The organism is Streptomyces sp. NPDC006516 (genome assembly GCF_040611875.1).
Classification (GTDB): domain Bacteria; phylum Actinomycetota; class Actinomycetes; order Streptomycetales; family Streptomycetaceae; genus Streptomyces.
Genome location: NZ_JBEXPD010000013.1, coordinates 63,840 through 81,540, shown reverse-complemented (window position 1 = coordinate 81,540; position 17,701 = coordinate 63,840). Strand labels below are relative to the sequence as shown.

Genomic DNA, 17,701 nt, shown 5'->3' with positions numbered 1-17,701 from the left:
TCCTTCGGGCATATCAGACGACTTTCCCCGGGGGCATTACCGCCGAGTACCGGAAGCTGCTACAAACGTGCTCGCCCCACGAACTCCCCACTCGTCCCCCACATTTCGAAGGGCTGGCAGCCATGTCAGTACGAACGTTCCGGGCATCCCTCTGCACCCTGGCGATCACTGCCGTGGCCGCCCTCGGCCTCGCGCAGCCCGCATCCGCCGCAGGTGCCAACTACGTCGCTCTCGGTGACTCCTACTCCTCCGGAGTCGGCGCCGGGAGTTACACATCCGAGAGCGGTGACTGCAAGCGCAGCACCAACGCCTACCCCCAGCTCTGGAGCAACGCGAACGCGCCGTCCTCGTTCAGGTTCGTCGCCTGCTCGGGGGCGACGACGAGTTCGGTGTCCAGCGGCCAGCTGAGCGCGCTCAGTTCGTCGACCACCCTCGTCAGCGTGACGGCGGGCGGCAACGACGTCGGCTTCGCGGACGTCATGCAGACGTGCGTCCTGCAGAGCGAGGCCACCTGCGTGAGCCGGGTGAACACGGCGGTCTCGCAGATGCAGGGCACGCTGCCGGGCCGCCTCGACTCCCTCTACTCGGGCATCCGCTCGCGTGCCTCCCAGGCCCATGTGGTGGTCCTGGGCTACCCGAAGTTCTACAAGCTGGCGGGTACCTGCATCGCCGGACTCACCGAGACCGAGCGGGGGGCGATCAACAACGCGTCGGACGTGCTGAACGGGGTGCTCGCCAAGCGGGCGGCCAACGCGGGGTTCACCTTCTCCAGCGTGGTGGACGAGTTCACCGGGCACGAGCTCTGCTCGGGTGACGCGTGGATCCACAGCGTGTCCATCCCGATCACCAACTCGTACCACCCGAAGGCGATCGGGCAGTCGGGCGGCTATCTGCCCGCCTTCCGCTCTGCGGTGTAACGCGCGTAGAGCAGACCGCTTGAGGGACGCGGCGGTGCCCCGGGCTCGCCCGGAGGTACCGCCGCACACCCGTTCCACGTTCCGCGAGCGCCTCGGGGCGCGGGCCGGCCGCTGGTCGGCTGCGCGCCCTCGGCGGGGGCGGCTCCGGGGCCTCGGCGGGGGCGGCTCCGGGGCCTCGGCGGGGTTGCTCGGGCCGGCGGTTGCGGAACCGGCTGTGGGCCTCGGCTGCGGACCGGCCGAGGTCTGCCGACTGCGGACCTACCGCGGGCCGCCGGGTCGGGGGCTCCGGCTCGTGTTGTTGTTCAGTACCGCTCCGTCAGATGCTCCCGGCCCGCCGGGGTTTCGTAGGGCTCCCGCCAGAAGTCCGTCACACCGGCGATCCGCCCCCGCGCGTCGAACGTGAAGAAGTGCACCGCGGACAGCTCCTGCGAGCCGGCCATGACCGTGGTCCGGGCGGCGACCCCTCCGCCCCTTCCGCCCTCTCCGTCCGCGACGATCCGCTCGATCCGGACATGCCGGTCTTCCGGACGCGCCCGGCTGAACCTGACGTACCGCTCCTTGCCGAGGACGCGCTCACGGCTCTGCGGCAGGTCGTACACCACGTCGTCGGTGAGCATGGCGGCGAGGGCGCCCCAGTCGCGGGCGTTCACCGCGGCCCAGTAGGCCTCCACCGTCGCCCGTACCGCCCTGGATCCCCACGCCGTTCCGCCCTCGCCGGTCGTCTCAGTCATGACCCCGAGTGTGACCGGCCCCACTGACAATCGTGCGGCGGACGAGCCCGGTCAGCCGCTGACCGGCCGTGATGCCTTGATCGAGTACATCATCGGGATACGCGGACGGTCCGCGGGGAAGCGGTAGTACCCGTCCGGATGCCGCTCCAGCGCCGGGTACCGCGGGAAGAGCGACGCGTCGTGCTCGTGGAGGAACTCGATCCGCAGTCCCGCCGCCGCCAGCGCGGAGACCACCTCGCCCACCGGATGCTGCCACTCGACGCTGCCGTTGTGGACAGTGACCGCGTCGAGGTCGGCGTAGGTGCCCGGCGACTCGTCCACCCAGGCGTCACGGCTGAAGTAGTCGTACGTGACCGTGGAGCCGTTCGTGTCGTCCATGCAGTCGGTCAGCGGGTGGAACTCCGCGAGGTAGAGAAACCCGCCGGGGGCGACGAGGGAAGCAGCCACCTCCGCCCAACGCCCCACGTCCGGAAGCCAGTTCAGCGCTCCGAGCCCGGTGTAGACGATGTCGTACGCGGAGTCGGGCACGGCCTGGGCCGCGTCGTGGACGTCGGCCGTGACGAAGGCGGCCCGCTCCTGCGGCAGGCCCAGCGACCGGGCCAGGCCGCGCGCGGTCTCGACGGCCGGCTCGGAGAAGTCGAGGCCCACCACCTGCGCCGCGCCGTGGCGCGCCCACGAGAGGGTGTCGACACCGATGTGGCACTGCAGGTGCAGCAGAGTCCGGCCCGTCACGTCGCCGACCTCCGAGAGCTCGAAGTCGCGCAGGGCGTCCTGGCCCGCCAGGAAGGCGTCCAGGTCGTAGAAGTCGCCTGCCGCGTGGATGGGCACCCGCTCGTCCCAGCGTGCGCGGTTGATCTCGTGCCAGTCGTCGGGCGTCGGTGCGTACATGCCGGGAAAGTTACCCACAGGCCGGGGGTGCGTGCGAACAGTTATCCACAGGGCGCCCGGCAGTGTGGCCAGATCGGGTTGGATGGGGTCATGAGCGACACACAGAACGACGCGTCCGTATCCGAGCGGGAGCAGGAGCCGCCGCAGTGGGAGCAGCGCTTCCGTGCCCCCAGGGTGTCCCTGCCCGAATGGGCGGAGGACGCTCCCGACCGCGCGCTCTTCGTCTCCAACGCCACCGGCACGTACGAGCTGTACGCCTGGGACCGCGAGACCGGTGAGCAGCGTCAGGTGACGGACCGGCCCAACGGGACGACCGACGGGGTGCTGACGCCGGACGGCAAGGCCGTCTGGTGGTTCTCCGACACCGACGGCGACGAGTTCGGCGTGTGGATGCGGCAGCCGTTCGAGGGCGGGGCGGACGAGCCTGCCACGCCCGGTCTCGAAGCCTCCTATCCGGCGGGGCTCGCGATCGGCCGGGACGGCACGGCGGTGGTCGGCCGGTCGACGGACGAGGACGGCACCACGGTGTATCTGGTGCGGGCCGGGGCGGAGCCCGTCGAGATATACCGGCATCGGGAGTCCGCCGGCGTCGGTGACCTCTCCCACGACGGGACCTTGATCGCCCTGGAGCACACCGAGCACGGCGACGCCATGCACTCCGCGCTGCGCGTGGTGCGCCCCGACGGCTCGACGGTCGCCGAGCTGGACGACACCGAGGGCGGTACGAAGGAGCTGGGCCTGTCGGTGCTGGGCTTCGCACCGGTGGCGGGTGACACCCGGCTGCTGGTCGGGCACCAGCGTCGCGGACGCTGGGAGCCGATGATCTGGGACCCGGTGGCGGGGACGCAGACGGACCTGCCCATCGATCTGCCGGGTGACACGGGCGCCGAGTGGTATCCGGACGGCTCCGCGCTGCTGATCGAGCACAGCTTCGAGGCCCGCAGCGAGCTGTGGCGGTACGAGCCGGGAGCGGCGGAGCCGGTGAGGGTGGAGACCCCCGCCGGGACCGTGTCGGGAGCCACGGCCCGCCCTGACGGCACGGTGGAGTACCTCTGGTCGTCCGCCGCGCAGCCGCCCGCCGTGCGGTCCACGTCGGGCGCCGTCGTCCTCGACCCGCCGGGGGCGAAGGCTCCGGCCTCGGTCCCGGTGCGGGACGCCTGGGTGGAGGGTCCGGGCGGCCGCATCCACGCCCTGGTCCAGACACCGGCCACGGGGGACGGGCCGTTCCCCACGGTCTTCGAGATACACGGCGGGCCCACCTGGCACGACAGCGACGCCTTCGCCTCCGGCCCCGCCGCCTGGGTGGATCACGGCTTCGCCGTCGTGCGGGTCAACTACCGCGGCTCCACGGGTTACGGCCGCGCCTGGACGGACGCGCTCAAGCACCGGGTCGGCCTGATCGAGCTGGAGGACATCGCGGCGGTCCGGGACTGGGCGGTGAAGTCGGGGCTCGCCGACCCTGAGCGGCTGGTGCTGGCCGGTGGCTCGTGGGGCGGCTATCTGACCCTGCTCGGGCTCGGTACGCAGCCGGACGCCTGGGCGCTGGGGCTGGCGGCCGTCCCCGTCGCCGACTACGTCACGGCTTACCACGACGAGATGGAGGCCCTCAAGGCCATGGACCGCACATTGCTCGGCGGGACGCCTGAGGAGGTGCCCGAGCGCTTCGAGGCCTCCTCGCCCCTGACGTACGTGGACGCCGTGCGCGCCCCGGTGTACATCTCGGCCGGCGTCAACGACCCGCGCTGCCCCATCCGGCAGGTGGAGAACTACGTGGACCGCCTCGCGGCCCGTGGCGCCGTCCACGAGGTGTACCGCTACGACGCGGGGCACGGCTCCCTCGTCGTGGAGGAGCGCATCAAACAGGTGCGGCTGGAGCTGGACTTCACGCTGCGGCACCTGGGGGCCGCACAGGGCGGAGGGAGCGCGGAGGAAGGGGCGCCGAAGGAATAAGGACCGGATAAACGGTGCACCCCGCTCCACCGGCCCGGAGCGGGGAACCGTACCGTGGTGGGGTGTACCGGTTCCTGCTGACCCCGCGATGGTGGGGGATCAACCTCTTCGTCGTGCTGGCCATCCCGTTCTGCGTGTTCATGGGCACCTGGCAGCTCGGCCGCTTCGAGGACCGCGTGGAGACGCACGAGCAGGCCGAGAACCGGCCCGATCCGGGCACCCGCCCCGCGAAGCCGCTCGACGAGCTGCTGCCGGTGAGCACGGAGACCTCCGGCCGCCCCGCAGTGGCGACGGGTACGTACGCCGATCAGTTCCTGGTGCCCGGCCGCACGCTGAACGACCGCAGCGGCTTCTACGTACTGGATCTGCTGCGCACCGACAGCGGCAAGGCACTGCCCGTCGTACGCGGCTGGCTGCCCGGTTCCCCGGGCAAGGCCGAGGTCCCTCCGCCGCCGACCGGCAAGGTCACCGTGACGGGCGATCTGCAGGCGTCCGAGAACACCGGCACCAGCGGGGTCGACCTCAGCGGAGGGCTGCCCGAGGGCCAGCTCGGCATGATCAGTGCGGCGTCCCTGGTCAACCTCGTCCCGTACGACGTGTACGACGCCTGGGTGACCCTGCCCGAGCCCGGCGCGGGCGCGGCGGACGACAGCGGGATGCTTCCCGTACCCGCAACGGCGGCGCAGGGCAGCGGGCTCGATCTGAAGGCCTTCCAGAACCTCGGCTACACCGGCGAGTGGTTCGTCTTCGGGGGCTTCGTGCTCTTCATGTGGTTCCGGCTGATGCGCCGCGAGGCGGAAGCCGCGCGCGACATACAGCTGGGGCTGGCGGCTGACGCCGACTGACGCACACCGGCTGACGGGCAACGGCTCTCTGGGCGGTCCGGCTTACGGGCAACAGCTCACCGGTGGCCCGACTTACGAGCAACAGCTCACCGGTGGCCCGGCTTACCGGGTCCGCGGCCCGACTTGCCCGGAACCACAGAAGGCCCGGTACCGGTGCGCCCGGCGCCAAAATGCCGAACTGGATCCGTCCTGGTGCGGGAGCGCCCGCCGCGGGGACCAGGAACCGGTAGCGGCCGGAGGAGCGGCGCCCCCGAGACCTGGGTGCGCCGGCAGGAGCTGTCACCGGTGGATGCCCCCACCGGCGGAGGCCCCCACTGTTGGAGGCTCGCTGTCAGCGAGGACGCCCCGCCGGCGGAGAGGCCCGCCGACGTGCCCCGCGGTCCAGCTACGTGGCGTCCAGCACGCCCGTGCGGTAGATGGTGCCGGCACAGGCGTTGGCGATCGTGGTCTCCGCGGTCGGCGCGCCCGACTCCGGAGTGTGCGTGACCGCGACGCTGCCGTCCGCCGGGCCCTCGTCCGCGCTGCCGAACTGGGGTGCCGCGTCCGTCGTACCGGTGCCGGTCCCCGAACCGTCGCCACCGCCCCCGCCGCCGTCCGTCGGCGTCGGGCTGGGCGAACCGCCGGTGGTCGGACACGTGTCCGACGGGACCCAGGCGAAGCGCACCTCGTAGGCCATCGCCGGCTTCAGCAGAACCGTGCCGGGTTCCAGCGAGGGATCGGGCAGCCCGCTCGCCGGGTCGCCCGCGACGTGCTGCACCACGGTGATCTTCCCCGGGTCCGCCGCGCCCGCCGTGTGGAAGCCGACCGTGCCGTCACTGGTCACCGAGCAGACGTCGCCCGACACGTTGGCGATCCTGAAGGTGCCGTACACCGTGCCGTCCGCGCCCGCCGCGCCCGTGTCGGCCGAGGCGACCCCGAGCTGGCCGGGATCGCAGGCCGTCGCGGCGGCCGCCGCGGCGTCCGGGTCGTCGCCTTCGGCGTCGCCCACACCACCCTCGGCATCCGGGTCCACCCCCTGTGACGGGGCCACGGAGTCACCGGCCTCGCCCTCGCCGCCCGCGTTCCGGCTGTCCGCCGGTCCCGCGGTCCTGCCGCCCTCGGACTCGGTGCCCGCGTCCTCGCCACTGCCGCCCTGGGCCTGCTGGCCGTGGCCCGCGATCGCGGGGCTGGCGGTGGCCGAGCCGTCCGAGTTCGCCACATGGACGAAGGCGGGGACCGCCGTACCGATCAGCAGCGCCGCAGCCGCCGCCCCCACGATGCCCTGACGGCGCCGGGCGCGCCGGGCGGGTACCGCGCGGTGCAGATGGTCGAGGGTGCCGTCCGAGGGCTCCAGTCCCTTGACCGCGCCCTGCAGCATGCGGCGCAGCGCGACCTCGTCCAGGTCTTCGCCGTCACCGCCGCCGGAGACACGACCGGTACCGCCCCCGGAGGCGCCGCCACCGCCCGAGGCGCCTCCGAAGAGCTCGGTCAGCGTGCCGCCGCCTCCGGCACCCCGCCCCGGGGTGCCGGCCCCTGAGGCCGCTTCCGCACCGTCGGCCGCGCCCTCGCCCTGCTCACGTTCACCGTCCTGCTCGGGAGCGGTGTTCGGCATGTCCTCCGGCCCGTGGTTCACAGTTCCGTTTCCAGTCCGGTCATCGTCGTGCCTGTGCTCGGGCCTGCTCATGCCTGCGCCTCCATCACGACGCGCAGTGCCGCAATGCCCCGGGAGCCGTACGCCTTCACCGAGCCGAGCGATATGCCCAGCGTCTCGGCGACCTGCGCCTCCGTCATGTCCGAGAAGTAGCGCAGGACCAGCACCTCGCGCTGACGGCGCTGCAGCCCTTTCATCGCCTTGATCAGCGCGTCCCGCTCCAGCTGGTCGTACGCGCCCTCCTCCGCACTCGCCATGTCGGGCATCGGCTTGGAGAGCAGCTTCAGGCCGAGGATGCGCCGGCGCAGCGCGGAGCGGGAGAGGTTGACCACCGTCTGGCGGAGATACGCGAGTGTCTTCTCCGGGTCGCGCACCCGGTTGCGGGCCGAGTGGACCCGGATGAACGCCTCCTGCACCACGTCCTCGCAGGACGCGGTGTCGTCCAGCAGGAGGGCCGCGAGGCCCAACAGCGAACGGTAGTGCGCCCGATAGGTCTCGGTGAGGTGGTCGACCGTGGTTCCTGCCGCCACGGTCTCTTCAGCGCCCTCGCGCTGCGAAGGCAGCCGGGTGGGTCGCGCAGCGGGCATGGGCGCGATCACCGGCATACCGCCGGGTGCGCGGGGCCTCCGGAGCGGACGCACCGAAGCGCCTCGCAACGGGCCCACCACTGTGATGTCGAGAACCTCTGCCACGCCAGTTGGACACGCTGCCCCCCGTCAGGGTTGTACGCGTACGGCACCTCGTTCGATGCTGTGCGACACGCCCTCATTCGTACCTGCTCTTCCACAAATGCCCCGAAAACGCGGCCGGCCACGCAAGAAGTGACGACATAGACGCGCCGCAATCGGCCAGCGGTTGCAGAGGGCCAGAAGATCATCGTCGGACAAGACAACGCCCCAGCTCAAGAGGTTCAGACCATCGAATTACCCACAGGGCGCACACAGATCCTACAAAAGAGTTTCGATCAGACCCGGGGAAATTCCCCGGCCACCGACTCGGCGATCTGGGCCACGTTGAGGGCTGCGCCTTTTCGGAGATTATCTCCGCAGATGAACATCTCGAGGGCGTTTGGATCGTCCATCGACTGCCTCACCCGCCCCACCCACGTCGGGTCGGTGCCCACCACGTCGGAGGGTGTCGGGAAGTCGCCGGCCGCCGGATTGTCGAACAGCACCACGCCCGGAGCGGTCGCCAGGATCTCGTGCGCGCGGTTGACGGCCACCTCGTTCTCGAAGCGGGCGTGCACGGACATGGAGTGGGTCGCCACGACGGGCACGTACACACAGGTCGCGGTCACCTTGAGGCCGGGCAGCCCCAGGACCTTGCGGCACTCCGCGCGGATCGCCAGCTCCTCGGACGACCAGCCGTCCCCGGCGTCGGTCCCGGCCCAGGGCACCACGTTGAGCGCCACCGGAGCCGCGAAGGGACTCCCGTCCCCTTCACCCAGAGCCCGGCGCACGTCCCCGGGGCGCGTGCCCAGCTCGGTGCCCGCGACCAGGGCGAGCTGGTCACGGAGCGCGGCGACGCCGTCCCGGCCCGCGCCGCTCACGGCCTGGTAGGAGGAGACGATCAGTTCCCGCAGACCGAATTCGGCGTGCAGCGCGCCGACCGCGACGATCAGCGAGAGCGTCGTGCAGCTCGGGGACGCGACGATGCCGCGGGGCCTCAGCCGCGCGGCATGGGAGTTGATCTCGGGGGCGACCAGGGGAACGTCGTCGTCCAGCCGGAAGGCGGCCGAGTCGTCCACGACCACGGCGCCCCGGGCCGCGGCGACCGGCGCCCACTGGGCGGACACCTCGTCCGGCACCAGGAACAGGGCCACGTCCACCCCGTCGAACACGTCCTCGGTGAGCGGGAGGACCTCGGTCTCCTCTCCGCGTACGACCAGCTTGGTGCCGGCCGCCCGCGGGGAGGCGATCAGTCTGACCTCGCCCCAGACGTCCTCGTGCTGCGAGAGGATCTGGAGCATGACGCCGCCGATCGCCCCGGTCGCGCCGACGACCGCGAGCGAAGGGCGGCGTCCGGTCATCGGCCGGTGCCCCCGTAGACGACGGCCTCGTCGGAGTCGCTGTCGAGGCCGAAGGCGGTGTGCACGGCGCGCACGGCCTCGTTGACGTCGTCGACACGGGTGACCACCGAGATGCGGATCTCGGACGTCGAGATGAGCTCGATGTTCACACCGACGTCGGAGAGCGCCTCGAAGAAGCCCGCGGTGACACCGGGATTGGTCTTCATGCCCGCGCCGACGAGGGAGATCTTGGCGATCTGGTCGTCGTAGCGGAGCGACTCGAAGCCGATGCCGGCCCGGTTGCGCTCCAGGGCGTCGATGGCCTTGCGGCCCTCCGCCTTGGGCAGGGTGAACGTGATGTCCGTCAGACCCGTCGAGGCGGCGGAGACGTTCTGGACCACCATGTCCATGTTGATCTCGGCGTCCGCGATGGCGCGGAAGATCGCCGCGGCCTCGCCCGGCTTGTCGGGCACGCCGACGACCGTGACCTTGGCCTCGGAGACGTCGTGGGCGACTCCGGAGATGATGGCGTGCTCCACCTGCTGGTCCCCTTGCGGCTCGTTGCTGACCCAGGTGCCGCGCAGTCCGGAGAAGGACGAGCGGACGTGGATCGGGATGTTGTAACGGCGTGCGTACTCGACGCAGCGGTGCAGCAGCACCTTGGAGCCGGACGCCGCCAGCTCCAGCATGTCCTCGAAGGAGATCCAGTCGATCTTCTGGGCCTTCTTCACGACCCGGGGGTCGGCGGTGAAGACACCGTCCACATCGGTGTAGATCTCACAGACCTCGGCGTCCAGCGCCGCGGCCAGCGCGACGGCGGTCGTGTCCGACCCGCCGCGGCCGAGGGTCGTGATGTTCTTGCCCTCCTGGCTCACACCCTGGAACCCGGCGACGATGGCGATGTTGCCCTCGTCGATGGAGGTCCGGATGCGGCCCGGCGTGACATCGATGATGCGCGCTTTGTTGTGGACCGAGTCGGTGATGACACCGGCCTGGCTGCCCGTGAACGACTGGGCCTCGTGACCCAGGTTTTTGATCGCCATCGCCAGCAGGGCCATGGAGATCCGCTCTCCGGCGGTCAGCAGCATGTCGAACTCACGCCCGGCAGGCATCGGGGATACCTGCTCGGCGAGATCGATCAACTCGTCCGTCGTGTCGCCCATCGCGGACACCACGACAACCACCTGGTTGCCGTTCTTCTTGGCGTCGACGACTCGCTTGGCAACACGCTTGATGCCTTCGGCATCGGCTACGGAGGAGCCTCCGTACTTCTGCACGACAAGGCCCACGTGCGCTCCTCGCTCAATAATGGTGCGGTCGGCTCAGTCTAACGAGCAGCCCGGAATCGACCCGTCGATACCATATGGTGAGATGTTCCGCCCACCACCCGGTACGGCGTGTCGCACCGAACCGCTCGTACGGGGCTGCTGCCCCACTCGCTCTCACCGCACGCCTTTTGTGTCCCAGGACACAGCGGGCGCAGTGGGTGCCGCAGAGGCCCGGGACCGGCCGATGCCCGGCCGAGGCCCGGGGTTCTACAGGACCGGCCGCAGGCCCAGCGGGCCCGCGATCTCCTCCGCCATCACGCGGCCCGCTTCCTCGGCCAGGTCCCCGTCTCCCGGGTCCTGGTCCGTGTCCAGGCCGTCGAGCTCCTGGAGCGGCTGGTTCAGCCGGATGTGGGCGATCAGGGACTGCAGGGCGCGAAGCGCCGCCGACGCGGTGGAGCCCCAGTTGGAGAAGTACGAGAACTGCCACCACCACATGGCCTCCGCCGTGCGGTCCGCCTCGTAGTGCGCGAGACCGTGACCGAGGTCCGTGACCAGGTCGGCCAGGTCGTCGGAGATGCGGTGTGGCACAGGGGGCTTGCGGGGCTCGTACGGGTCGAAGACCTCGGAGTAGACGTCGATGGGCTCCAGGAGGCCCGCGAAGCGCTCACGGAGTCCGTCGGCGTCCGGCTCGGGGCCCAGGTCCGGCTCGTAGCGCTCGTCCGGGAGGATGTCCTCGTACGCGCCGAGCCTGCCGCCGGCGAGCAGGAGCTGGGAGACCTGGAGGAGCAGGACCGGGACCGCCTCTTCGGGCTCCTCGGCCTTGGACACCTCGGTGACCGCGACGATGAACGTCTTGATCTGGTCCGCGATCTGGACGGCGAAGTCGTCCGGATCCTGCGTGACGGAGTTCAGCGTGGCGTCAGACATCGAGGAGACCTCCCGTGGGCACGGTCGCGAACGGTGTGTAGAACATAGCGCCGTCGCACATAAAGCCGCAGTCAGACGCCCGGTCACACATCGAGCAGCCGCCTCCCCTCGAAGGCGCGGCCGAGCGTGACCTCGTCCGCGTACTCCAGGTCGCCGCCCACCGGGAGCCCGCTGGCCAGCCGTGTGACCCGCAGGCCCATCGGCTTGACCATCCGGGCGAGGTACGTCGCGGTGGCCTCGCCCTCGAGATTGGGGTCCGTCGCCAGGATCAGCTCCGTGATGGAGCCGTCCGCGAGCCGGGCCAGCAGCTCCCTGATGCGCAGATCGTCGGGGCCGACGCCCTCGATCGGGCTGATCGCGCCGCCGAGCACGTGGTACCGGCCGCGGAACTCACGGGTCCGCTCGATCGCGACGACGTCCTTCGGCTCCTCGACCACACAGATGACCGTGCGGTCGCGGCGCGCGTCACGGCAGATGCCGCACTGCTCCTGCTGCGCGACGTTCCCGCAGACCTCGCAGAAGCGGACCTTGTCCTTCACCTCGAGGAGGGCGTGGGCCAGACGGCGTACGTCGGTGGGCTCGGCCTGCAGGACGTGGAAGGCGATCCGCTGCGCGCTCTTGGGACCGACGCCCGGCAGCCTGCCCAGCTCGTCGATGAGCTCCTGAACCACGCCTTCGTACAACGGAACGCCTTTCCTTTTTCCTGCTCGTACCGTAGCCGGTACGTCCGGGTAGCCACAGGGGTCAGAACGGGAGGCCCGGCATCCCGCCGCCGAGGCCCTGGGCCAGCGGGCCCAGCTTCTGCTGCTGGAGCTGCTGAGCGTTCTCGTTGGCCGCCTGGACCGCCGCGACGACGAGATCGGCCAGCGTCTCGGTGTCCTCCGGGTCCACGGCCCCCGGGTCGATGACCAGGGCGCGAAGCTCTCCGGAGCCGGTCACGGTGGCCTTCACCAGACCACCGCCCGCCTGTCCCTCGACCTCGGTCCTGGCCAGCTCCTCCTGGGCCGCGGCGAGTTCCTGCTGCATTTTCTGGGCCTGCTGGAGCAGCTGCTGCATGTTGGGCTGGCCACCACCGGGAATCACGGTCACTCCTGGCATTTCGACAACGGATTGTTTCGGTATGCCGAGCCTACGTGCTCGCCGGACGCGGTGCCCCACCCGCCGGGGACCAACTCTTTCGAGTGAGATCTGAAAAGCACCTGGTGTGCTCCTATACCTGACCAGAGGCCGTGGACACCCGGGAATCCCGCGATTTCGACCCCATGGCCCACCATTCGGCGGTAGGAAGAGCATGCGTAGCCGTACCCGTACGCACACCCAAGGTAACGCAGAGTTACACGGGTGGGCTCCGGTCATATGCCGGGGACCGTCCCTCCCGTGACCGACAACCGTGCCGATCCCGCGTCGATACGCGCCGATACGCGCCGGACCCAGAGTGCAGAGGAGTGCCCCGGTGAGTCAGCCGGAGATGCAGCCCGAAGGGCCGCCCCGCAAGGAGTCCGGCGCAGGATCCGGTGCAGGTACCGGAACCGGGCAGTCCGTTTCACGCCACGGTTCGGGCCCCCGGGACCTGACCGGCCGCGCCTTCCCCCTCGGCGACTGGGGTGAGCCCGCGGAACGGCTCGACGAGCTCTACCGCTGGGTCGAGGCGGGCGCCCTGGAGACCGCCGACTGGTACCTGCGGGACCGGGTCCGCAAACGGCGCACGGCCAGGCTGCTCCGCTTCGGCACCGCGGCCGGAGTGGTCGCGGGCGCCGCTCTCCCGCTGCTCGACCTGACCGGAGAACTGCACGGGTCGGCCGGCTGGGGCTATCTGTCACTGCTGCTGGGCGCCGCGTGCATGGCGTGCGACCGCTATTTCGGGCTGACATCCGGCTGGATAAGGAATCTCGCGACGGCGCAGGCCGTGCAGCGGCGCCTCCAGGTGCTGCAGTTCGACTGGGCGTCGGAGTGCGTACGGGAGATGCTCGGGCCGACCGAGGGCACCGCCAGCGAGGCCGCGGAGCGGTGCCTGGGGGTGCTCCGCCGGTTCTCGGAGGACATCACCGAGCTCGTCCGGATGGAGACGGCGGACTGGATGGTGGAGTTCCGCGCCGGACCCGCGCCCATGGGGATGCAGTCGCTGGTCTCGGGCGGCCCGGGCGGCCGCCCGGAGCACAACTCCGCCCCCGGGCGGCTCACCATGCCGTCGGTGACCCGGCCGAACATGCCGCGCCAACGGCCCCCGGAGCCGCCCCGGTGACCTGCGGCCCGCCGCCGCTCCCACGGCCTCAGGCCTCCGGCCTCACGGCTCCCGGCTACGGCGCCGTCGAGGGCTCGCCCTCAGCTGAAGATGATCATCGAGCCCTGCGCGAGGCTGCGGGTCGCCGCCGCGTGCAGGCCGAGCCAGACGTGCCGCTCCCTGGCGAACGGATGGTCGTCGTACGGGGCCGGGGCGGCCGGTTCCTCCAGCGAGGTGGGACCGGCCGGCGGGAGCGGGGCGGCCGGCGGGTTGGCGGGGTCGATCCCGATGGACGGCGCGACGAACTCCAGCTCGCGCAACAGGCCGTGCGCCGAGCCCAGCGGCCCTCCGCCCTCCAGGAGCTGGTCGCCGGAGAGCGGATGGGGAAAGTCCACCGGGACGTACGCCCCGGCGTGGTCGTAGTGCCAGACCAGATGCGACTCCTGCGCGCTCTGCTCGAACATCTCCAGCAACTGCTCGTAGTCCCCGCCCAGTTCGTCGACGGGGGCGACGGCGAGCCCGCTCAGGGTCAGCAGGTAGGCGCGGCGCAGGAAGTGCAGCGCGTCGTAGTCGAAGCCGGCGACCGGGGCGACGTCCCCGGTGAGGCCGGGCATGTAGGCGTAGACGGGCACCGGCGGGAGCCCTGCCTCGGTCAACGCCTTGTCGTAGACGGCGATCTCTTCGGCGAACGGATTGTCGGGGCTGTGGCACAGCACATCGACGAGGGGGACCAGCCACAGGTCACAGGCCACGAAGTCTCGCTCTCCAACGGGTTCGTGAAGGTGGTCGGGACAGCGTAATGCGACCTGGACCCCGCGCACAGGCCGCGGGCAGGACGTACGGTCAGCCCTCGTGGCCCGGGTGCGGCGGGTTTCCGGCGGCCAGCCGGTCCGCCCAGTTCAGCCCGTGTGCGTAGTAGGCGTCCAGCACCGCGCGCACGGCCGGGCCGTCGACGGCCTCGATCGCCTCCACCAGCTCCTGGTGGCCGTTCCACAGCCAGTCCGTCACGTCGGCGTCCCCACGCAGGTACGGCACGGCGAAGGCCCACGCCTGCATCCGCAGCCGTTGCAGGAAGTCGGTGATGTAGACGTTGCCGACGACCACCCCCAGCTCCCGCCAGAACCGCAGGTCGTACCCGATGAGGATGTCGAGGTCGCCGCAGCGCGCCGCGCGCGCGGCCTCCTCCGCCCGGCGCCGTACGGAGACGAGGGCCGCCCGGTGGGCGCCGATCACGGCGGACGCGGAGCCGGTGCCGTCGAAGATCCCGCGGAACACCCCGTCTATGACCAGGGCACGCGCCTCCACCATCGACCGGTAGTCGGCGACGGAGAATGCGCGGACCCGGAAGCCGCGGTGCTGGTCGGATTCGAGCAGTCCCTGCGCCGAGAGGTCGAAGAGCGCTTCCCGGACGGGCGTCGCGGACACCCCGTACTGCTCGGCGATCTGTTTGACGGTGAACTCCACCCGTGGCTGCAGACGCCCCGCCAGCACCTCGTCACGCAGTGCGTCGGCGATCTGCTGCCGCAGCGTGCTGCGGGTCACACCTCCGCTCGCACCCATGACGCCCTCCCCTTCTCGGCTCCGGGTCACCATAAGCCAGGGCCATGCCCGCTTCCGGGCACGGGGGAGGGCGTCACACCAGGGCGTCACACGAGGTGCCCGCTACACGGTGTGCTCGTCGGCGACCGACAGGGCCACGTCCAGGGCCGCCAGGCCCTCCTTCGCCTCGGCCTCGGTGATGTTGCAGGCGGGGACGACATGGGTGCGGTTCATGTTGATGAAGGGCCAGAGGCCGTTCCGTTTGCAGGCCGCGCCGAAGGCCGCCATGGGGGCGTTGGCCTCGCCGGTCGCGTTGTACGGGACCAGGGGCTCACGCGTCTCCCTGTCACGGACCAGCTCCAGCGCCCAGAACGCGCCGAGCCCGCGGACCTCGCCGACGGACGGGTGGCGTTCGGCTAGCTCCCTGAGGCCGGGGCCGAGCACGCGCTCGCCGAGCTGCGCGGCGCTCTCGACGGTCTTCTCCTCCTCCATGACACCGATGGTGGCGACGGCCGCCGCACAGGCCAGCGGATGCCCGGAGTAGGTGAGGCCGCCGGGGTAGGGGCGGGTGTCGAAGGTGGCGGCGATCTCGGCGCTGATGGCGACACCGCCGAGCGGCACGTAGCCGGAGTTGACGCCCTTGGCGAAGGTCATCAGGTCCGGTACGACGTCGTAGTGGCCGGCGGCGAACCACGACCCGGTGCGCCCGAAGCCGGCCATGACCTCGTCCAGGACGAAGACGATGCCGTAGCGGTCGCAGAGCTCGCGGACGCCCGCGAGATAGCCGGGCGGCGGCGTCATGATGCCGGCCGTGCCCGGGATGGTCTCCAGGACGACCGCGGCGACGGTCGCCGGGCCCTCGAAGACCAGCGTGTCCTCCAGGTGCTGGAGTGCGCGGGCGCACTCCTCCGCCTCGGTCCGCGCGTGGAACGGGGAGCGGTAGAGGAACGGCGCCCAGAAGCGGACGACGCCGGCGGCGCCGCTGTCGGACGCCCAGCGGCGCGGGTCGCCCGTGAGGTTGATCGCGGTGGCGGTGGCACCGTGGTACGAGCGGTAGGCGGACAGCACCTTCGGCCGGCCTGTGTGCAGCCTCGCCATGCGGACGGCGTTCTCCACGGCCTCGGCACCGCCGTTGGTGAAGAAGATCTTGTCCAGGTCGCCGGGGGTGCGTTCGGCGATGAGGCGGGCGGCCTCGGACCGCGCCTCGACGGCGAAGGCGGGGGCGAACGTGGCGAGCTTGCCCGCCTGCTCCTGGATGGCGGCGACGACGGTGGGGTGCTGGTAGCCGATGTTGGTGAAGACGAGACCGCTGGTGAAGTCCAGGTAGCGGTTGCCTTCGTAGTCCCAGAAGTAGGCCCCCTCGGCGCCGGCGACGGCGAGCGGGTCGATGAGGCCCTGGGCTGACCAGGAGTGGAACACGTGAGCGCGGTCGGCGGCTTTCACGGCCGCACCCGCCGCGGAGTCGACGTACGGGGCGCGAGAGGCATCGGGGGTCATGCGGCGAGCGTAGGCGGCGGCGCGGCCCGGCCTCCATGGCCACTGTGTATGGCCTTCGGCGCTGGGCTCGGCAGGGTGTCGGGTCCGGGTCGACCCCCTCGCACACATTGACAGGATGCTGCCATCATGACAGCCTTCTGTCATAGGGCCCGTTCCCGATCCGGAGGTCATCATGACCGGTACGACCGTTCACCTGGCCGTCTACGACACCTTCGCCGACTGGGAGCCGGGCTTCGCCACGGCGCACCTCGCCCAGAACGGCCACACCGTGCGCACCGTCGGCCCCACCACAGCACCCGTCACCACCATGGGCGGGATGCGGGTCCAGCCGGATCTGGCGCTCGACGAACTGGATCCCGCGGGCAGCGGGCTGCTCATCCTCACTGGCACCGCCCTCTGGGACACGGGCGACACCCTTGCCCCCTTCGCCCGCGCGGCACGCTCTTTCCTGGACGCCGGTGTGCCCGTGGCGGCCATCTGCGGGGCGACGGCGGGGCTGGCCCGCGAAGGCCTGCTCGACGACCGCTCCCACACGAGCGTGGTGTCGTTCTACCTGGCGGCCACGGGCTACGCGGGCGGTGCGCACTACACGGAGGCCGACGCGGTCACGGACGCAGGCGGGCCCGCACGCGGCGCCCTCGTCACGGCGGGGCCGACCGAACCGGTCGCGTTCGCCCGCGAGATCCTCGGAGTGCTCGGGGTGTACGAGCCCAAGAAGCTCGACGCCTGGTACCGCCTCTTCCACGACTCCGACGCGAGCGCCTACGAGGAGCTCCAGGCATGAGCGGGGACGACCAGGACCGCTTCAGCCGGACGGCCCTCGGGGTCTTCCGGCTCAACGGTCAGTTCCTCTCCCTCGCGGAGGAACTGGCGAAGCCCGCCGGTCTCACGGCTGCGTGGTGGCAGGTGCTCGGCGCCGTCCTGGCCGAGCCGCTCCCGGTGTCGGGGATCGCCCGTGCGATGGGGATCACCAGGCAGAGCGTGCAGCGGATCGCGGATCTGCTGGTGGGCAGGGGTCTCGCGGAGTACCTGGAGAACCCGGCGCACCGGCGGGCCAAACTCCTGCGCCCCACCGAGGAGGGGCGCGCCGCCGTGGCCCGGATCGGCCCGGGTCACGCGGCGTTCGCCGCCCGGCTGGCCGAGGAGCTGGGCGAGGAGCGGTTCGCGGAGACCGTCCGCGTGCTGGAGCGGCTCTCCGTGGCGATGGACTCGGTGACCTCGGGCAGCCGGTGAGACCACCGCGGCCGTCCGGCGGGCACCCGCCGATGGCGGACCCGCCG

General features: G+C 71.2%; 18 protein-coding genes. 6 read left to right on the top strand and 12 right to left on the bottom strand.

The window, feature by feature from the left end:
• Positions 1-122: 122 nt before the first annotated feature.
• A complete protein-coding gene (locus ABZY45_RS28285) occupies positions 123-917 on the top strand; it encodes an SGNH/GDSL hydrolase family protein (protein WP_356744310.1) in 795 nt (264 codons plus the stop codon).
• 302 nt (positions 918-1,219) lie between these two features.
• Here ABZY45_RS28285 and ABZY45_RS28280 read toward each other — a convergent pair whose 3' ends face one another.
• Together ABZY45_RS28280 and ABZY45_RS28275 are read right to left on the bottom strand one after the other, a co-directional pair.
• On the bottom strand, positions 1,220-1,648 hold the full coding sequence (locus ABZY45_RS28280; RefSeq protein WP_356744308.1) for a nuclear transport factor 2 family protein: 429 nt from the start codon (positions 1,646-1,648) through the stop codon (positions 1,220-1,222).
• A gap of 51 nt (positions 1,649-1,699) precedes the next feature.
• The gene (locus ABZY45_RS28275) at positions 1,700-2,536 is read right to left on the bottom strand and encodes a class I SAM-dependent methyltransferase (RefSeq protein ID WP_356744306.1); all 837 of its coding nucleotides are present in this window, start codon (positions 2,534-2,536) and stop codon (positions 1,700-1,702) included.
• A 90-nt stretch (positions 2,537-2,626) separates the two neighbouring features.
• Between ABZY45_RS28275 and ABZY45_RS28270 the strand changes: the two genes are divergently transcribed.
• On the top strand, positions 2,627-4,486 hold the full coding sequence (locus ABZY45_RS28270) for a prolyl oligopeptidase family serine peptidase (protein WP_356744304.1): 1,860 nt from the start codon (positions 2,627-2,629) through the stop codon (positions 4,484-4,486).
• 62 nt (positions 4,487-4,548) lie between these two features.
• Complete coding sequence (locus tag ABZY45_RS28265; protein ID WP_356744302.1) at positions 4,549-5,331, top strand: SURF1 family protein; 783 nt, start codon at positions 4,549-4,551, stop codon at positions 5,329-5,331.
• 385 nt (positions 5,332-5,716) lie between these two features.
• Here ABZY45_RS28265 and ABZY45_RS28260 read toward each other — a convergent pair whose 3' ends face one another.
• The 7 genes from ABZY45_RS28260 to ABZY45_RS28230 form a co-directional block, all read right to left on the bottom strand.
• Positions 5,717-6,994, bottom strand: coding sequence for a hypothetical protein (locus tag ABZY45_RS28260; protein WP_356744300.1), 1,278 nt, complete (start codon positions 6,992-6,994; stop codon positions 5,717-5,719).
• The gene (locus ABZY45_RS28255) at positions 6,991-7,566 is read right to left on the bottom strand and encodes a SigE family RNA polymerase sigma factor (RefSeq protein ID WP_031090798.1); all 576 of its coding nucleotides are present in this window, start codon (positions 7,564-7,566) and stop codon (positions 6,991-6,993) included. Before ABZY45_RS28255 ends, ABZY45_RS28260 begins: the two co-directional genes overlap by 4 nt.
• A gap of 359 nt (positions 7,567-7,925) precedes the next feature.
• Positions 7,926-8,990: an aspartate-semialdehyde dehydrogenase gene (locus ABZY45_RS28250; protein ID WP_356744297.1), complete on the bottom strand. Its 1,065-nt coding sequence runs from the start codon at positions 8,988-8,990 to the stop codon at positions 7,926-7,928.
• Complete coding sequence (locus ABZY45_RS28245) at positions 8,987-10,258, bottom strand: aspartate kinase (protein WP_356744295.1); 1,272 nt, start codon at positions 10,256-10,258, stop codon at positions 8,987-8,989. The genes ABZY45_RS28250 and ABZY45_RS28245 overlap by 4 nt, the downstream gene beginning before the upstream one ends.
• A 246-nt stretch (positions 10,259-10,504) precedes the next feature.
• Positions 10,505-11,164 carry a DUF5063 domain-containing protein gene (locus tag ABZY45_RS28240; RefSeq protein WP_356744293.1) on the bottom strand — a complete coding sequence of 220 codons (660 nt, stop codon included), beginning with the start codon at positions 11,162-11,164 and terminating at the stop codon, positions 10,505-10,507.
• Positions 11,165-11,247: 83 nt separating this feature from the next.
• Positions 11,248-11,847, bottom strand: coding sequence for a recombination mediator RecR (gene recR, locus ABZY45_RS28235; protein ID WP_073750344.1), 600 nt, complete (start codon positions 11,845-11,847; stop codon positions 11,248-11,250).
• A gap of 61 nt (positions 11,848-11,908) precedes the next feature.
• Positions 11,909-12,247 carry a YbaB/EbfC family nucleoid-associated protein gene (locus tag ABZY45_RS28230; RefSeq protein ID WP_356744554.1) on the bottom strand — a complete coding sequence of 113 codons (339 nt, stop codon included), beginning with the start codon at positions 12,245-12,247 and terminating at the stop codon, positions 11,909-11,911.
• A 370-nt stretch (positions 12,248-12,617) separates the two neighbouring features.
• Between ABZY45_RS28230 and ABZY45_RS28225 the strand changes: the two genes are divergently transcribed.
• A complete protein-coding gene (locus tag ABZY45_RS28225; protein WP_356744290.1) occupies positions 12,618-13,406 on the top strand; it encodes an SLATT domain-containing protein in 789 nt (262 codons plus the stop codon).
• Between the two features lie 80 nt (positions 13,407-13,486).
• Here the strand turns inward: ABZY45_RS28225 and ABZY45_RS28220 are convergent, their stop codons facing one another.
• The 3 genes from ABZY45_RS28220 to ABZY45_RS28210 form a co-directional block, all read right to left on the bottom strand.
• On the bottom strand, positions 13,487-14,137 hold the full coding sequence (locus tag ABZY45_RS28220) for a hypothetical protein (protein WP_356744288.1): 651 nt from the start codon (positions 14,135-14,137) through the stop codon (positions 13,487-13,489).
• A 91-nt stretch (positions 14,138-14,228) separates the two neighbouring features.
• The gene (locus tag ABZY45_RS28215; protein WP_356744286.1) at positions 14,229-14,945 is read right to left on the bottom strand and encodes a GntR family transcriptional regulator; all 717 of its coding nucleotides are present in this window, start codon (positions 14,943-14,945) and stop codon (positions 14,229-14,231) included.
• A gap of 102 nt (positions 14,946-15,047) precedes the next feature.
• On the bottom strand, positions 15,048-16,421 hold the full coding sequence (locus ABZY45_RS28210; RefSeq protein WP_356744284.1) for an aspartate aminotransferase family protein: 1,374 nt from the start codon (positions 16,419-16,421) through the stop codon (positions 15,048-15,050).
• A 172-nt stretch (positions 16,422-16,593) separates the two neighbouring features.
• On the opposite strand from ABZY45_RS28210, the gene ABZY45_RS28205 reads away from it, so the two are divergent.
• Together ABZY45_RS28205 and ABZY45_RS28200 are read left to right on the top strand one after the other, a co-directional pair.
• Positions 16,594-17,205: a DJ-1/PfpI family protein gene (locus ABZY45_RS28205; protein ID WP_356744282.1), complete on the top strand. Its 612-nt coding sequence runs from the start codon at positions 16,594-16,596 to the stop codon at positions 17,203-17,205.
• The gene (locus ABZY45_RS28200; RefSeq protein ID WP_356744280.1) at positions 17,202-17,654 is read left to right on the top strand and encodes a MarR family transcriptional regulator; all 453 of its coding nucleotides are present in this window, start codon (positions 17,202-17,204) and stop codon (positions 17,652-17,654) included. The genes ABZY45_RS28205 and ABZY45_RS28200 overlap by 4 nt, the downstream gene beginning before the upstream one ends.
• Positions 17,655-17,701: the final 47 nt, after the last annotated feature.

Coding starts and splice junctions, on each gene's coding strand:
- ABZY45_RS28285 (WP_356744310.1), top strand. CDS start 123: ATGTCAGTACGAACGTTCCGGGCATCCCTCTGCACCCTGGCGATCACT.
- ABZY45_RS28280 (WP_356744308.1), bottom strand. CDS start 1,648: ATGACTGAGACGACCGGCGAGGGCGGAACGGCGTGGGGATCCAGGGCG.
- ABZY45_RS28275 (WP_356744306.1), bottom strand. CDS start 2,536: ATGTACGCACCGACGCCCGACGACTGGCACGAGATCAACCGCGCACGC.
- ABZY45_RS28270 (WP_356744304.1), top strand. CDS start 2,627: ATGAGCGACACACAGAACGACGCGTCCGTATCCGAGCGGGAGCAGGAG.
- ABZY45_RS28260 (WP_356744300.1), bottom strand. CDS start 6,994: ATGAGCAGGCCCGAGCACAGGCACGACGATGACCGGACTGGAAACGGA.
- ABZY45_RS28255 (WP_031090798.1), bottom strand. CDS start 7,566: ATGCCGGTGATCGCGCCCATGCCCGCTGCGCGACCCACCCGGCTGCCT.
- ABZY45_RS28250 (WP_356744297.1), bottom strand. CDS start 8,990: ATGACCGGACGCCGCCCTTCGCTCGCGGTCGTCGGCGCGACCGGGGCG.
- ABZY45_RS28240 (WP_356744293.1), bottom strand. CDS start 11,164: ATGTCTGACGCCACGCTGAACTCCGTCACGCAGGATCCGGACGACTTC.
- ABZY45_RS28215 (WP_356744286.1), bottom strand. CDS start 14,945: ATGGGTGCGAGCGGAGGTGTGACCCGCAGCACGCTGCGGCAGCAGATC.
- ABZY45_RS28210 (WP_356744284.1), bottom strand. CDS start 16,421: ATGACCCCCGATGCCTCTCGCGCCCCGTACGTCGACTCCGCGGCGGGT.
- ABZY45_RS28205 (WP_356744282.1), top strand. CDS start 16,594: ATGACCGGTACGACCGTTCACCTGGCCGTCTACGACACCTTCGCCGAC.
- ABZY45_RS28200 (WP_356744280.1), top strand. CDS start 17,202: ATGAGCGGGGACGACCAGGACCGCTTCAGCCGGACGGCCCTCGGGGTC.